The following is a 14,058-nucleotide window of genomic DNA, read 5'->3' on the forward strand; positions in this document are numbered from 1 at the left end:
CGAGGGTGAACCGGCAGTCCCGCTCGCCCGTCCGGCAGGTACAGAATCACTCACACCCGAGTCAGGGTACATTTATACGCCCGCCTGACTGGCATTCGCTATGGGACTCGACGAGGACGCACTGGAGTATCACAGCCAGGACCCGGCCGGCAAGATAGAGATAGCGACCACGAAACCGACCAACACACAGCGGGACCTCTCGCTCGCGTATTCGCCCGGCGTGGCGGCTCCCTGTGAGGAGATCGCCGCGGACGCCGAGAAGACCTTCCGTTACACGGCAAAGGGGAATCTCGTCGGCGTTGTCTCCGACGGCTCAGCGGTACTGGGCCTTGGCGATATCGGCCCCGAGGCCTCCAAGCCGGTCATGGAGGGGAAAGGCGTACTGTTCAAGCGCTTCGCCGACATCGACGTCTTCGACATCGAGCTCGACACCGACGAGGACGTCGACGTGATGGTCAACGCCATCCGGGCGATGGAGCCGACCTTTGGCGGCATCAACCTCGAAGACATCGCAGCCCCGGAGTGTTTCGAGGTCGAACGGCGGCTCCGGGAGACCATGGACATCCCGGTCTTCCACGACGACCAGCACGGCACCGCCATCATCTCCGGGGCGGCGCTGGTCAACGCGGCCGACATCGCCGACAAGGAACTCGACGAGCTCGATATCGTCTTCTCCGGCGCGGGTGCAAGCGCAATCGCGACCGCGGAGTTCTACGTCTCGCTTGGCGCGCGGCGGGAGAACATCACGATGTGTGACTCCTCGGGTATCATCACCGAGGACCGAGCGGACCACGAGGGGCTCAACGAGTTCAAGTCCGCCTTCGCCCGCGACGTGCCCGAGGGCGACCTCGCGGACGCGATGGCCGGCGCGGACGTGTTCGTCGGCCTCTCCGTGGGCGGCATCGTCGACGAGCGGATGGTCCAGTCGATGGCCGAAGACCCCATCATCTTCGCGATGGCCAACCCCGACCCCGAAATCGACTACGAGACGGCCAAACACGCCCGCGACGACACGGTCATCATGGCGACGGGCCGCTCTGACTACCCCAATCAGGTCAACAACGTCCTCGGGTTCCCCTTTATTTTCCGTGGCGCACTCGACGTGCGTGCCACCGAAATCAACGAGGAGATGAAAGTCGCCGCCGCTGAAGCGCTGGCCGAACTGGCACGCAAGGACGTCCCCGACGCCGTCGTCAAAGCGTACGGCGACCAGCCGCTGCAGTTCGGTCCCGAGTACATCATCCCGAAGCCGCTTGACCCGCGGGTGCTGTTCGAGGTGACCCCCGCCGTCGCACAGGCCGCAATGGACAGCGGCGCGGCCCGCACGGAACTGGACACCGACAGCTACGTGGAGGAACTGGAGGCCCGGCTGGGCAAGTCCCGGGAGATGATGCGGGTCGTCCTCAACAAGGCCAAGAGCGACCCCAAGCGCGTGGTGCTTGGCGAGGGCGACGACGAGAAGATGATTCGGGCGGCTTACCAGCTCGTCGAGCAGGGCATCGCCGAGCCGGTCTTGCTCGGTGACGCCGAGAAGATAGAGGCCACGCGCCGCCGCTTCGGCCTGGACTTTGACCCCGTCGTCGTCGACCCCGAGACGGCCGACATCGAGGCCTACGCCGACCGACTCTACGAGCTGCGCAAGCGAAAGGGGGTCACCCGCCGCGAGGCCGAGGAGCTGTGCCGGGACGGCAACTACCTTGGCAGCGTGATGGTCGAGATGGGCGACGCCGACGCGATGCTGACGGGGCTGACCAACCACTACCCGCGGGCGCTGCGTCCCCCGCTGCAGGTCATCGGCACCGCCGACGACGCCGACTACGCCGCCGGCGTCTACATGCTCACCTTCAAGAACCGAGTCATCTTCTGTGCCGACACCACGGTCAACCAGAACCCCAACGCCGACATCCTGGCGGAGGTGACCCGCCATACCGCCGAGCTGGCGCGGCGGTTCAACGTCGAACCGCGGGCCGCGATGCTTTCGTACTCGAACTTCGGCAGCGTCGACAACGCCGGGACCCGAAAGCCCCGCGACGCCGTCGCCAAGCTCCAGGCCGACAACCGCGTCGACTTCCCGGTCGACGGGGAAATGCAGGCCGACACCGCCGTCGTCGAGGACATCCTCACCGGGACCTACGAGTTCTCGGAGCTCGACGACCCCGCGAACGTGCTCGTCTTCCCGAACCTCGAAGCGGGTAACATCGGCTACAAGCTCCTCCAGCGGCTCGGCGGGGCCGAGGCCATCGGGCCGATGCTCGTCGGGATGGACAAACCGGTCCACGTCATCCAGCGCGGCGACGAGGTCAAAGACATCGTCAACCTCGCCGGCGTCGCTGTGGTCGACGCACAGCAAGAGTAACGTTCGAAAGGGATCAGCGTCCCCGTCCGCCCGCTGTGGGCGGGTTCAGGAAGAGGGCGTCGGTGACGACGGCCGCGCCCAGCAGCGCCCCGACGGCGAGGGCAGTCCGCATCGTCACGCCGAGGAGACCGCTCGCAACGGCCGCCACCAGGAAGGCCATCGGGATGACGGCCAGCACGAGGTCATAACGGGAGACCGACGCCGGCCGGAGGAGACGGTTCCGGGACTGTCCGTCTGGGCCGTGCGTTTGGCGTCCAGTACTCATCTGCCTGTCACCTCTCATTCGAATGTATGTATCTTCCCCCACTTAAATCTTCACCGAGTGACGTTGGGGGAACGTTCTCCGAACGTCGGTTGAACCGCCGGAAAACAGTGAGGTAACTATTCCATAAGTTATGAGGACATCTCGGGCCGGGGGTGTACAGACGTCACCGCCGGTGGTTCGAGAAGAGCAAAGGAAAAGGGAAGTCAGTCCATCGCTTCGCCCCGGTCGGCACGCGACGGCGGCGGGACCCGCTCGTCGGAGCGGGCCGACTCGGGCCGGAGACAGCGGTCCGCCTCGGTGTTGACGTGGTCGTACTGGTCGGGCGCGTTTGCAAGCGGGTGGGCGGGGTTCCGGTCGCCCGAGATGCGTGCGGCCCTGACCTCCTCGAAGCCGTTGATGCGGGCCTGGATGCCCCGCCAGTGCAGTCCCGTCGCCGGCGGCACGTTGACGCCGTGTGGCGGGTCGTAGGCCGAGCCGTGTGTCGCGAGCGCCTCGGCGTTTACGTTCTCGGCCAGCTGGTCGTGGTCGATGAGCAACCCGACGCGGGCGTCGTCAGGCGCCCGCGTGGCGAGGACGTCCATCCCCAGGTGGAGCGCCCGATACTCCGCGACGTTGTTGTCCGGGGCGCTGTCCGGAACCGAGAGGCGGACGACGCGCTCGCCGTCTATCGTCTCGATGACCACGCCCAGCCCGCCGGACTCTGTCGGTGTCCGGTCGCCGTTTACCGGCCCACCGCTGTGAGGTCGAAACGAGCCATCGGTGGCGATGTAGAAGTCGCGGTGGTGGCTACGAGGCGGATGGGCGATATGTGGCGTGGGTGACTCATCGAACAGGTCTCGTAACGTCGGCCGGCCATAAGCGGCCATACGCTGGGTAGGACAAGCGGGATATTAAATATGTGGTCCGAACTGTCGAGAGAACCGACACACCAGCGGCTCGCCGTCGCGACCCAGCCACGATACCCCCGTTACTCCCTGGCGTAGGAGTGCCCGACCAGCAGGGCCACGGCGTTGGCGAGGACCAGCGCACCGAAGGCGGTGCGGACGGCCGAGGACTGGAGGCCGGTGGCGAGCAACGGCAGGTAGAGGAACGGGAGGGCAACGGCCGTCCAGAACGCGACCCCGCGGATGGGGGCCACGAGTGTTCGGCCGACACTGGGGACCGCGTCGTCGACGAGGGCGAACAGTTCGTTTACTGACGAACTCGACATGGTTTGACCTGTCACTACCTACAGGGGAAACCGTCTTATAACCGTGAGAGGTTTCGGCATGTTTCGTCCCGTTTCACGGGACTAGACGGAACCTTGTGGACGTTTTACAACCGATGCAGATACGGCGAGAGATTTTATCCGTTCATCTAATCCCGTTACGTCAGTACGGGCAAAGATACGTTACACTCCGGATATCTCCGGAGACTACGGACCCAGCAGCGAGACACCTATCTCGCCGTCGGCGTCGTCGATAGTGACCGACCCGACGACGTGGTCGAGCAGCGCCGACCGCCAGGCGTCGACCCGCTCCTCGTGGTATTCGCGGTGGCGGTCGACCGAGTAGTCCAGTTCCGCCCGCGAGCGGAGTTCGTCGGCCGTCTCGTCCGGCGTCGGGTAGGCCGGCGCGTCGTCGTCGAGGAGCGACCGCGGCGGGATGTGAATCGTCCCCTCATCGTCGGCCGTCTGAACCACGTGCAGGCGCGCACGCATCCGACCGCTAAAGGGCGGAGTGACGCGCAGCACAGTCCGGGGCCCCCCGCGGGCGTCGGCCTCCATCGCCGCGAGCAGGTCCTCGGCGCTGACAGCGAGCGATCGGAGCACCGACGGGTCGGTCGTCATCACCGAAACACAGGTGCGCACGATACAAATCGTCCACGGAACGAGATGCGACAGCGGTGCGGTTGTCGGCGGGATGGCAGCCTGAATAATCAGCGCTGATAATTCCGTGGGTGGATTTATCATGCTGGCTAGTGAACTATCTGAAATGTGTTCACGATGACTGACCGGAGGTGAAAGGGTGCAAACGACAGCAACAGCGGAGCTGACAGTTCTGGTCGTCGACGACGAACAGGACGTGGCCGAGCTCTATTCGGCGTGGCTCGGGGCGGAACACGACGTTCGGAGTGCCAACAGTGGACAAGAAGCACTGGAGCTCGTCGACGGCGTCGACGTAGTGTTTCTCGACCGCCGGATGCCGGAGATGTCGGGCGACGATGTGCTCGATGAAATCGAGGCGCGGGGAATCAACTGCCGCGTGGTGATGGTCACGGCAGTGGACCCGGACTTCGACATCGTCGAAATGCCCTTCGACGACTATCTGACGAAACCGGTAGACCGGAGCGACCTGCTGGAGACAGTCGAGGCGATGCGGACCCGGGACGCCTACGACGAACAGCTCCAGGAGTACTTCGCGATGGCCTCGAAGAAAGCCACCCTCGAATCCGAGAAGAACCCGGTCGAACTCGACGCCCACGAGGAGTACCGCGAGGTGAGCGAGCGGGTCGAGGCCCTCCGCGAGCAGGCCGACTCAACCGTCGACGAACTCGACGACTTCGAGGCGGCGTTCAGGGATTTCCCCGGCGGATAGCGTCGTCGACGGTCCTGTCGGCCGAGTCCTTTCACCACTGGCGCCGAATTCAGACGGTTACGAGCACCTTGATAGCCTCCCGCTCGTCCATCGCGCGATACCCCTCGGGAACGCCGTCGAGGTCGACGGTCTTCGTGAAGATTGGCGACGGGTCGAGTATCCCCTGTAACACGTCCGCGAGCAACTCCTCGGCGTAGGCCCGAACCGGCGCAACGCCGCCCCGGAGCGTGCGGTTCTGCCGGAAGAGCCCGAAGACGTCGAGCCCCGACTCGTCGACGCCGTGGGGGACGCCGACGTAGCCGACGGTGCCCCCCGGCCGACAGACGTCGATAGCGGTGTCCATCGCCGACGCGGCGCCCACGCATTCGAGGACGTGGTTCGCGCCGCCGCCGGTCAGTTCCGTCGCCCGCTCGACCGCCGCCTCGCCGCGGGCGGCGACGGTCTCGGTCGCGCCGAACTGCTCGGCCAGGTCGAGCCGGTCCTCGTGGTGGCCCATCGCGATAATGCGCTCGGCGCCCAGCCGTCGGGCCGCGAGCACGCCACACAGCCCGACCGCGCCGTCGCCGACCACGATGCAGGTGTCGCCCTCGCCGACGCCCGCACTGACTGCGGCGTGGTGGCCCGTCCCCAGCACGTCGGTCAGCGGGAGCACCGACCGCAGCGTCTCCTCGTCGTCGGCGTGGCGGTCGGGCACCCTGACGAGCGTCCCGTCGGCCTGCCGTGCCCGGATGTACTCGCCCTGGCAGCCGCCGTTCTCGCCGCCCCAGGAGTCGCCGTTGACACAGGAGGTGTGCAGCCCCTTCCGGCAGAACTCACAGTAGCCACAGCTGATGAGGAAGGGCGCGAAGACGCGGTCGCCGGGCTCGACCGAGGTGACCCCTTCGCCGACTTCCTCGACGATACCCATCGGTTCGTGGCCGACGCGAGAGCCCTCCTCGCGGTCGCTCTCGCCCCGGTAGAACCACAGGTCCGAGCCACAGATAGCCGTATGCGTGACCTGGACGATTGCGTCGGTCGGTGCCTCGATAGTCGGTCGCGGGACCTCCTCTATCGTGATGTTGCCGGGACCGTTGTAGATTGCAGCGCGCATAGGCCTCTTTGGACGGACGGGGACAAATTCGTTCGCCCACACGGTACGGCCGGCAGTATAAGTCCCTCCAGTCGAACTCCCCGGTATGGACGCGCGAGCCACCATCCGCGAGTACTACGACTCCCTGCGCCACGGGGCGCCGCTTGACACCTTCTTCGCCGACGACCGGCCCGACGACGACGCTATCGTAAAGTTCGGCATCAGCGAGCGGCTGGTCGGCGCCGACAGCGTCCGCCAGGGGCTGCGCGACCAGACCGCCGCGACGAGCGACTGGACCGTCGACAGCCGCGACCTGCGGGTCACCGAGCGTGACGCAGTCGCGTGGTTCAGCGACGACGTGGCGCTGGCCTGGGACGACGGGGGCGAGCGCCACAAGTTCCACACCCGCTGGAGCGGCGTCCTGGAACGCCGCGACGGAGACTGGGCGTTCGTCGGGATGCACGTCAGCGCACCGGCCGAACTGTAGCGAGCCCCGACGGGACGAGTCGTCGCGGTTACGCCGGCCCTGCCCCGGGCGCCAGAGGCCGTACCAAGGCGATAGCGGCGGGGCGACAGATCTGCCGGGACGCCGGCCGTAGCGACCTGGTTTGCAACTGCGTTACGAACGGGGTTAGGGCGCACCTGCCTGAAGTGTATCACCGTCTACTCCGGTCGAACTGGTACGTACATTGTCCGTAACTAATCCGTCCCACCGCATAGCTCGCCCGAGGATAGTTTCATGTCAGAACAGACGGGGGAGAGACTGGCGAACCGGCGAGACGTGCTCCACAGCAGTGCAGTCCTCGGAAGCGGCTTGCTGGTGAGTGCGTTCGCGGGTGAGAGTGTCGCCACAGACGAGAGAGAGGAGAGCCAGACCGAGATGGTCGGCTACATCAGCCGCTCGTCGTATCGGAAGCTCACGGGGTCGGACGAGGTCGACTGTGTGCCGGGCGACGACGTCTGGGGCGGGGGCTTCTACGTCAAGCGAGCGGCCGAAGACGACGACGGCGCCGCCGGTGTGTCCGTCTCGGTCCCGGAGACCTGTTCCGGCGACGAAGACGAGCGACACGCGGCATACACCGTCACGGCCGACGCGACCGTCGACCTGACCGGGGGACCAAACGGCCACGGCCCCTGGGGGCGGGCGTGCGGGAGCTGGGTGTTCGTGGGGCGTGGCGAAACGCCGGAGACGGACACGGTGTACCGGGTGACCGGGGTCCAGGGGCCCGAGCCGCCGGCCCCCTGTCACGAGGGTGTCACCGCCACCGACAGCGAGGGCGAGCCCCTCGGCGGACCGATGGACCTCGTGCGCATCTCCTTCGAGCGAGCGCCGCCCGCCGAGCAGTGGACACAGACCGGGAAGTTCACCGAGTGCGGTGGCTCGGTCGCAGTCGACGGGACGACGGCCGTTCTCGGCCCCGGCGGCGCGGGGCCGGCGTGTGTCCTGACCCGCACCGACGGCGGCTGGACCCAGGAGACCACGCTCGCCGACGGGGACGACATCCGCGGTGCCCCGGCGTTCGACGGCGACACGGTGCTTTTCGGCGGTCCCCGCGACGGGGACACCGGCAACAGCCCGGTACTGGCCTACGCTAAGACCGACGGGAGTTGGGAGAAGCAGGCGACGCTCCTGCCCGGTGACCTCGATGAGGACGCGGACTTTGGCGACTCCTACGACGTCGATGGCGACACGATTGTCGTCGGTGCACCTCAAGACCCCGGCACCAACGACCGCAGCGAGGGGGCCGTGTACGTCTACACCCGGTTCGACGGGGACTGGAGCTTGGACGCGACACTGGAAGACAGCCGCGACAGCACCGACACCGCGGACGGGCTGGGCAACGACGTCGCGGTGGACGGCGACACCATCCTCGCCGGGGCACCGTACGCGATCTACTACGCGTTTGGCTTCTCCGGCGTGGGCGGGGCGCTCGTCTTCACCCGGTCGGACGAGGAGTGGACACAGGAGACGTTCCTCCGGTCTGACAACCCGGACAACGAGGACGGACAGGGCACCATCGTCGCGGTGGACGGCGACACGGCTGTCCTCGCGAACCCCAGAGCCCCGGGGCCCGCCAGCGAGGTGTTCGCCGGAGCGGCGTGGGTCTTCACCCGCGAGGGGTCCGAATGGGACCACCAGCAGAAGGTCACGCCGGACAACTGGGGCAAGGACACCTTTTTCGCCCCGGATGTCGCCCTCGACGGCGACACCATCCTCGCCGGGGCGAGTACCACGAACTACAGCAGCGACAACAGGAGCGGCGCCGCGTACATCTTCGCCCGCGACAGTTCGACGTGGGAGCAGCAAGCGCGCCTCACCGCGCCCGACCGCGAGCCGGTAGATCAGTTCGGGGCCCAGTTCGGGAAGTCGGTGGCGCTGGCGGCGAAAACCGCGTTCGTCGGGGCCCCCGATGACGAGAATCCCGACGGCACCGAGGGGTCGGTGTACGCCTTCGAGCAGTGAGCTAGGGAGAACGCGACCGAGCCACGGAGACGACTGTGGCGTCTCCTGTGCTGTCGGTCGTCGCTACCGGGACGTTGCACGGCGTCACCGCTCCCTGGCGGTCGTGGTTCCTCGGAAAATGCCCGGGGAGGGCCCCGTACCACGGAGACGACTGTGTCGTCTCCTGATTCACGCGAGCGCCAGCGAGCGTGAATCCTCCCGGGTTCTCCGCCCTCCACGGCTCATACAGAGAGCGGTCGCTCGCCGACGCGAGCGACAGATAAGGTATGCCCGGGGAGGGCTCCGAACCCTCGATCTCCGCATAACCCAGGTCCGAGGTGTGACGAGCACCCCACGGGTCATGCCGGTGTGGTACCGCATGAGTCGTAAGACCCTATGAGTGCGGCGCTATGTCCAGCTAAGCCACCCGGGCTCTGTTGCACTCGGTGATTTGCCACTCGCCGTATTGAAGGTTCTCATCTCCCCGGAGGCTGTGTCGTTCTCACACGGTCGGGGGATTTAAGCCACCGCGCTGGTATGCGTCCTGCATGGATATACCAGACCTCGTCCGAAAGGAGCTCGGGGACGAGGAGATCCAGGCCGGCGTCACGCTCGGCGACGAGGACGCGGTCTGTTTCACACCGACCAGAACGCTCGTTTACCGTGGTGAGGGCCTGCTGAGCGACGAGAAAGTCGATGCCTACCCGTACGACTTCGAGCGGCTGACCATCTCGGAGGGGCGCCGCAAGACGAAGTTCACGCTCGTCTACACCGACGGGAAGCGGGACTTTGGCGTCCCCGGGAGCCGAACCGACGCCGTCCTCGAACGGCTCATCGAGGGGGCGTTGCGGGTCTCGAACGCCATCGGCGCCGAGGAGCGCGTCACCGGCGTCTTCCGCTTTAGCGAACTCACGCTCGTGATAACCGAGAAGCGGCTGTTGAAACATCTGGGCAGTGTCAGCTGGGACAGCGACTTCGAGGCCTACCCGTTCGACGCCGTCACCGGGCTGGAGTTCGAGAAGGGGTCGGTCGCGACGGCAATCGTCTTCTCGGTCAACGACCGGCCGGAGCGAATCAAGGCGCCCAGCGACCAGGCGCCCGCGGTCCGCAAGACGCTCCAGGAGGCGCTCTTTGCCTTCCACGAGGTGTCGTCGCTTGCAGACCTCAACGCGAAGGTGGCCGGCGACCCGGAGGAAGAGCCGGAGGAAAGCGGCGGGCTGGGGCTGGAAAGCGGTATCGACCCGCTGGTCAGCAGCGAGGACGACGGCAACGAAGCGACCGAGACGTCGACTGCGGCGGATGCCGCCACGTCGGCCACGGCCGCCAGACCGGTGGCCGAACAACCGTCCGACACCGATGGGGACATCGCCGCGCTCGAACAGCAGGTGGCCGAGCTCACCGCGGCCATCGAGCGACAGAACGAGCGCATCGAGGCCCAGGACGAAACGATCCAAGCGCTCATCGAGGAGCTGCGGCAGGGTCGCTGAGCGTCGTCTCCCTTCGGCGGTCGGGAGCCGTTCGCCCAGTTATTCCCGCCCGAGCACTTTCCGGATACACGTCGAGCCGAATGGACCGAGTTCGCCGCTGTCGAACTGGACGAAGTGGCCGGTAGTGATGGCGGCCCCGCAGCGCTCACACGAAAAGTCGCCCTCCCGCACGTCCACGTCGGCCTCGAAGCTGACGTAGGTGCCCCCCGAAGTGGGGCGGACGAGCCCGTCCTCGCGGTCGATGACGCCACGCATCGCGGCAATGTCGAGAATCTCGCGCTGGACGCCGGGGTTCGTGGTCACCGTCTCGATGCGGTCCATCGCCTCGGCGACCGACAGCGACTCCACTTCCAGATGGGCAAGCAGTTCGACCCCGAGTGCCACGGGGTCGCGCTCGTCGTCGGACACACCAGTCACGACGGGTGCGACCGGATTAATCCTTATCGACGGCGGGCGTGTCACACCGCTCGGCGTCGCCCTCGCGGCAATAGTTCGCAAGCGGACAGTAGCTGAGTACGACGATTGCTCGTTCACAGAGCGATCTATGCCGATATTCCATTGATTTTCCGGCACAATCGTGACATACATATCAATATTCGGACAAGAGTTATAACACCGGAGCCACTTCGTTCAACTGCAATGACATACACACCACTCAGCGAGTCGGTCGAGATGTACCGGACCACGGAGCTGAGCCTCTCCCAGATAGCGGCACGAGCAGGCATTGACGAAAGCGAACTCGCGTCGGAACTGCGCTCCCGCGGAATCACCCTCCGGTCGGAAGACCAGGGCGCCGTGGCGACGACGACCCGCAGCTAACACCCCGACCATTTTTATATTCGGCGCTGACCACAAGAGGTTTGACCGCTGCCCGCACTCACACGTGTAGATGGACCGCCTCGCGAAGCAACAGCTGTTCGGGTCGGCTGTCCTCGCCGTCGCCGTGGCCGCCGTCGCAGTCGTGTTCTCCCCGGCGCGGCTCATCCGCGAGGCCATGCATCTGGCCGACCACCCGGTGTATCTCGCGGGCGTCATCGTCGCGCTGTATCTCGTCCGCCCCTTCTTCGCGTGGCCGACCATGCCGCTGTCGGCCTTCGTCGGCTTCGTGCTGGGCATCGGCTACGGGATTCCGGTCGCGCTGATGGGCGCGCTGGTGACCTGTCTCATCCCCTACCGGTTCGCCGAGCGGGCGGGCGAGCAGGGCGGGATGTTCGGCTGGCTGGGCGAGTCCGGCCAGCGCATCATCGAGGTGACCGGCGAGACACGGGGCGTCCTCGCGGCCCGGCTCTCGCCGGTGCCCGCCGACCCCGTCTCCTACGGCGCAGGCTTTGCGGGCGTCTCGACGCGCGCGTTCGTCGTCGGCACCTTCGTCGGCGAGGTCCCGTGGGTCGTCGTCGAAGTCATCGCCGGCGCGTCGATGCGGTCGCTGACGCTACAGGGACTCTCCATCGAAGCGCTGCCACAGCTGCTCGTCTTGCTTGGCGCGCTGTCGGTGCTGGTGTTGGCCGGCCCCACGTACCGGCATTTCAGCGGTCGGCCCGACTCGTCGTGAACTCAAATCGGGCGCCGCCTGACTCGCTCTCGGTCGCACGCACCGACCAGCCGTGGGCAGTCGCGATGTCCTCAACGATTGCCAGGCCGAACCCGGTCCCGTCTTTGGCCGTGGTGTAGCCCCGCTCGAACACCTTCTCGTAGTCCCCGTCCGGGATACCGGGGCCGTCGTCGGCGACGTAGAACCCGGTGACAGCGTCGCCGTCTTCGGCGATAGTCCCGACAGTCACCGTCAGGTTTCGCCCGAGCGACCGGTCGGGCGGCCGACGGGAGAGTGTGTCGTAGGTCGGGTCTTGCTGGTAGCGGCCGTGTTCGACGGCGTTTCGAAAGAGGTTCTCGAGTAGCTCCCGGAGCCGGTCGGGGTCCGCATCGACGGTCGCCGTGTCTGCCAGTTCGAGCGTCGCCCCAACGGTGTCGACGCTGTCCCACGCCCCCTCGGCAGCCGTCGCGACGTCGACCCGCTCGACGCGACCGACGGCGTCACCCTGCCGGGCGAGCGTGAGCAGGTCCTCGATGAGCTGCTCCATCCGGTCGGCGGCCCCGGCCGCCGCATCGAGATGAGTCACGTCGCCGGTCTCCAGCGCCATCGAGAGCCGCCCCTGCACGACGTTGAGCGGGTTCCGGAGGTCGTGGCTGACGACGGAGGCAAACTCCGAGAGGCGCTCCTCGCGGGCCTTGCGCTCGTGGATGTCCCGGATGACGCCGGCGGTGCCGGCGAAACAGCCGTCCTCGGACGGCAAGAGCGCGAGGTTGTTCTCCGAGGGAATCCGCTCGCCCCACTTCGTCACTACGTCCATCTCCAGGGTCCCACTGTCGGCCTCGGGGTCCGCGAGCAGGTCCTGGATGAGTCGGTCACTCCGGTCGACGTCCTCGTCAGTGATGATGGTCCCGATGTGCTCGCCGACGAGCTCGTCGGGCGTGTAACCGGTCATCGGCTCGATGGCCTCGTTGACGAAGGTGAACGTGCCGTCCTCGTCGAGGGCGTACACCGGGTCGCCGACCGCTTCGACGATGGTCTCGTACCGTCCCAGCTCACGGTCGCGTTGCTTCCGGTCGGTGATGTCGCGGGCGATACCGGCGATACCGATCAGGTCGCCGTCCCCGTTCTCGATGAGCGAGCCGCGGAACTCGTGGCGGATGTGCTCGCCGTCGCTGGTCACCAGGGGCGCCTCGAAAGTCGCCTGCCCGGTCCGGACGCTGCGCTCGATGGCGTCGGTTACCTCCTCGTGGAACGGCTCTGGGATGAGGTCGTAGGCCACCATCGTCGAGAGCTCCTCGTCGCTGTAGCCAAGTACCGTCGTCGCGGTGTCGTTCCAGCGCAGCACCTCCCCGTCGAGGGAGATCAGATAGAACACGTCATCAAGCGTGTCGACGAGGGCCTCGGTGAACTCGCGCTCGCGCTCTAGCTCCCGTTCGCGTTCCCGCCGAGCGGTGATGTCCGTGATGAACCCCTCCAGGAGTTCGACGCTGTCGTCGGTATCGGCGGAGCCGTCTGCCCGTGAGGTCTCCGCCCTCACGCTGTCGACGACCCGCCCCCGTTCCCACAGCCACCGCTGCTCGCCGTCGGCCGTCGTGACCCGATAGCTCACCTCGAAGGGGTCGCCGGAGTCAATGCTCGCCTGGACCTGCGGGTTGATACGGTCGGCGTCCTCGTCGTCGATGAGCGACCCCCACGTCACCTCGCCGGACTCGATGGCCTCGGGCGGGTAGCCGACAAGCTCCATGGCCCCGTCGCTTACGAACTCCATCGGCCAGCCGGGCTCGTTGCGCGCCCGGTACACCATCCCCGGGAGGTTCGAGATGAGCGTCGAGAGCTTGCGTTCGGACTCCCGTAGCGCCGACTTGGCCCGGGTCTCGCCCACCGCCCGCCTGATGCGGTTCGCCAGGACCGTGTACTGGTCGGTGCCGATGTCCTTCTGGAGATACTCCGTGACCCCGGTGCTGATGGCGTCGCTCGCTATCTCCTCGTTGCCCTTCCCGGTAAAGAGGATGAACGGCAGCTCCTCGAACTCCTCGCGGACGGCCTTCAGGAACTCCAGCCCGTCCATCCCCGGCATATCGTGGTCGCTGACGACACAGGCAATCGGCTCCTCCCGGAGCCGTTCTAGCCCGTCCCGGGCCGAGAACTCGTTGACCACGTCCAGCCCCTCGTCGGCCCGTTCGAGATGCAGGGCGGCGACCTCCGCGAGCTCCCGGTCGTCGTCGACGTGGAGGACGCGGATGTCACCCTCACTACTCATTGTCCCATTCTACGGTTCCATCCCTATAAATCCGTTAGCAGACGGCTCGGGCCGTCTGTCACGGTAGCCCG

Annotated in this window: 14 protein-coding genes and 1 tRNA gene; 7 read left to right on the forward strand and 8 right to left on the reverse strand. The window is 66.6% G+C overall.

Features of this window, described 5'->3' with window-relative positions; all coding sequences use genetic code 11:
* Positions 1-100: 100 nt before the first annotated feature.
* Positions 101-2,356, forward strand: coding sequence for an NADP-dependent malic enzyme (locus VJ162_RS09505; protein ID WP_324663873.1), 2,256 nt, complete (start codon positions 101-103; stop codon positions 2,354-2,356).
* A gap of 13 nt (positions 2,357-2,369) precedes the next feature.
* On the opposite strand, the gene VJ162_RS09510 is transcribed toward VJ162_RS09505, so the two are convergent.
* The 4 genes from VJ162_RS09510 to VJ162_RS09525 all read right to left on the reverse strand — a co-directional run bounded on the left by VJ162_RS09510 (position 2,370) and on the right by VJ162_RS09525 (position 4,449).
* The gene (locus VJ162_RS09510; protein ID WP_324663874.1) at positions 2,370-2,621 is read right to left on the reverse strand and encodes a hypothetical protein; all 252 of its coding nucleotides are present in this window, start codon (positions 2,619-2,621) and stop codon (positions 2,370-2,372) included.
* A 203-nt stretch (positions 2,622-2,824) separates the two neighbouring features.
* Positions 2,825-3,487 carry a ribonuclease H family protein gene (locus VJ162_RS09515; protein ID WP_324663875.1) on the reverse strand — a complete coding sequence of 221 codons (663 nt, stop codon included), beginning with the start codon at positions 3,485-3,487 and terminating at the stop codon, positions 2,825-2,827.
* 101 nt (positions 3,488-3,588) lie between these two features.
* Complete coding sequence (locus VJ162_RS09520; RefSeq protein WP_324663876.1) at positions 3,589-3,831, reverse strand: hypothetical protein; 243 nt, start codon at positions 3,829-3,831, stop codon at positions 3,589-3,591.
* A gap of 204 nt (positions 3,832-4,035) precedes the next feature.
* Entirely contained in the window at positions 4,036-4,449 is a 414-nt protein-coding gene (locus tag VJ162_RS09525; protein WP_324663877.1) for a hypothetical protein, read from the reverse strand.
* 178 nt (positions 4,450-4,627) lie between these two features.
* Between VJ162_RS09525 and VJ162_RS09530 the strand changes: the two genes are divergently transcribed.
* Positions 4,628-5,197 (forward strand): response regulator transcription factor, encoded by a 570-nt coding sequence (locus VJ162_RS09530; protein ID WP_324663878.1) that lies wholly within the window; start codon positions 4,628-4,630, stop codon positions 5,195-5,197.
* Positions 5,198-5,246: 49 nt separating this feature from the next.
* Here the strand turns inward: VJ162_RS09530 and VJ162_RS09535 are convergent, their stop codons facing one another.
* Positions 5,247-6,287 carry a zinc-dependent alcohol dehydrogenase family protein gene (locus VJ162_RS09535; RefSeq protein WP_324663879.1) on the reverse strand — a complete coding sequence of 347 codons (1,041 nt, stop codon included), beginning with the start codon at positions 6,285-6,287 and terminating at the stop codon, positions 5,247-5,249.
* A gap of 85 nt (positions 6,288-6,372) precedes the next feature.
* On the opposite strand from VJ162_RS09535, the gene VJ162_RS09540 reads away from it, so the two are divergent.
* Entirely contained in the window at positions 6,373-6,753 is a 381-nt protein-coding gene (locus tag VJ162_RS09540; protein ID WP_324663880.1) for a nuclear transport factor 2 family protein, read from the forward strand.
* A gap of 252 nt (positions 6,754-7,005) precedes the next feature.
* Positions 7,006-8,730 (forward strand): hypothetical protein, encoded by a 1,725-nt coding sequence (locus VJ162_RS09545; protein WP_324663881.1) that lies wholly within the window; start codon positions 7,006-7,008, stop codon positions 8,728-8,730.
* Between the two features lie 267 nt (positions 8,731-8,997).
* Here the strand turns inward: VJ162_RS09545 and VJ162_RS09550 are convergent.
* Positions 8,998-9,142 (reverse strand) — tRNA-Met (locus VJ162_RS09550).
* Between the two features lie 115 nt (positions 9,143-9,257).
* On the opposite strand from VJ162_RS09550, the gene VJ162_RS09555 reads away from it, so the two are divergent.
* Positions 9,258-10,196 (forward strand): DUF7115 domain-containing protein, encoded by a 939-nt coding sequence (locus VJ162_RS09555; protein WP_324663882.1) that lies wholly within the window; start codon positions 9,258-9,260, stop codon positions 10,194-10,196.
* 39 nt (positions 10,197-10,235) lie between these two features.
* Here the strand turns inward: VJ162_RS09555 and VJ162_RS09560 are convergent, their stop codons facing one another.
* Positions 10,236-10,613 carry a DUF5830 family protein gene (locus VJ162_RS09560; RefSeq protein WP_407066851.1) on the reverse strand — a complete coding sequence of 126 codons (378 nt, stop codon included), beginning with the start codon at positions 10,611-10,613 and terminating at the stop codon, positions 10,236-10,238.
* 222 nt (positions 10,614-10,835) lie between these two features.
* Between VJ162_RS09560 and VJ162_RS09565 the strand changes: the two genes are divergently transcribed.
* Positions 10,836-11,015, forward strand: a complete 180-nt coding sequence (locus tag VJ162_RS09565; RefSeq protein WP_324663884.1) for a DUF7317 family protein — start codon at positions 10,836-10,838, stop codon at positions 11,013-11,015.
* Between the two features lie 70 nt (positions 11,016-11,085).
* Positions 11,086-11,748, forward strand: coding sequence for a TVP38/TMEM64 family protein (locus tag VJ162_RS09570; protein WP_324663885.1), 663 nt, complete (start codon positions 11,086-11,088; stop codon positions 11,746-11,748).
* Here VJ162_RS09570 and VJ162_RS09575 read toward each other — a convergent pair.
* Positions 11,723-13,987 (reverse strand): PAS domain S-box protein, encoded by a 2,265-nt coding sequence (locus tag VJ162_RS09575; protein WP_324663886.1) that lies wholly within the window; start codon positions 13,985-13,987, stop codon positions 11,723-11,725. The genes VJ162_RS09570 and VJ162_RS09575 overlap by 26 nt on opposite strands.
* Positions 13,988-14,058 lie beyond the last annotated feature (71 nt).

Origin of the sequence: Haloarcula sediminis, assembly GCF_035656455.1 — an archaeon.
Lineage (GTDB): Archaea > Halobacteriota > Halobacteria > Halobacteriales > Haloarculaceae > Haloarcula > Haloarcula sediminis.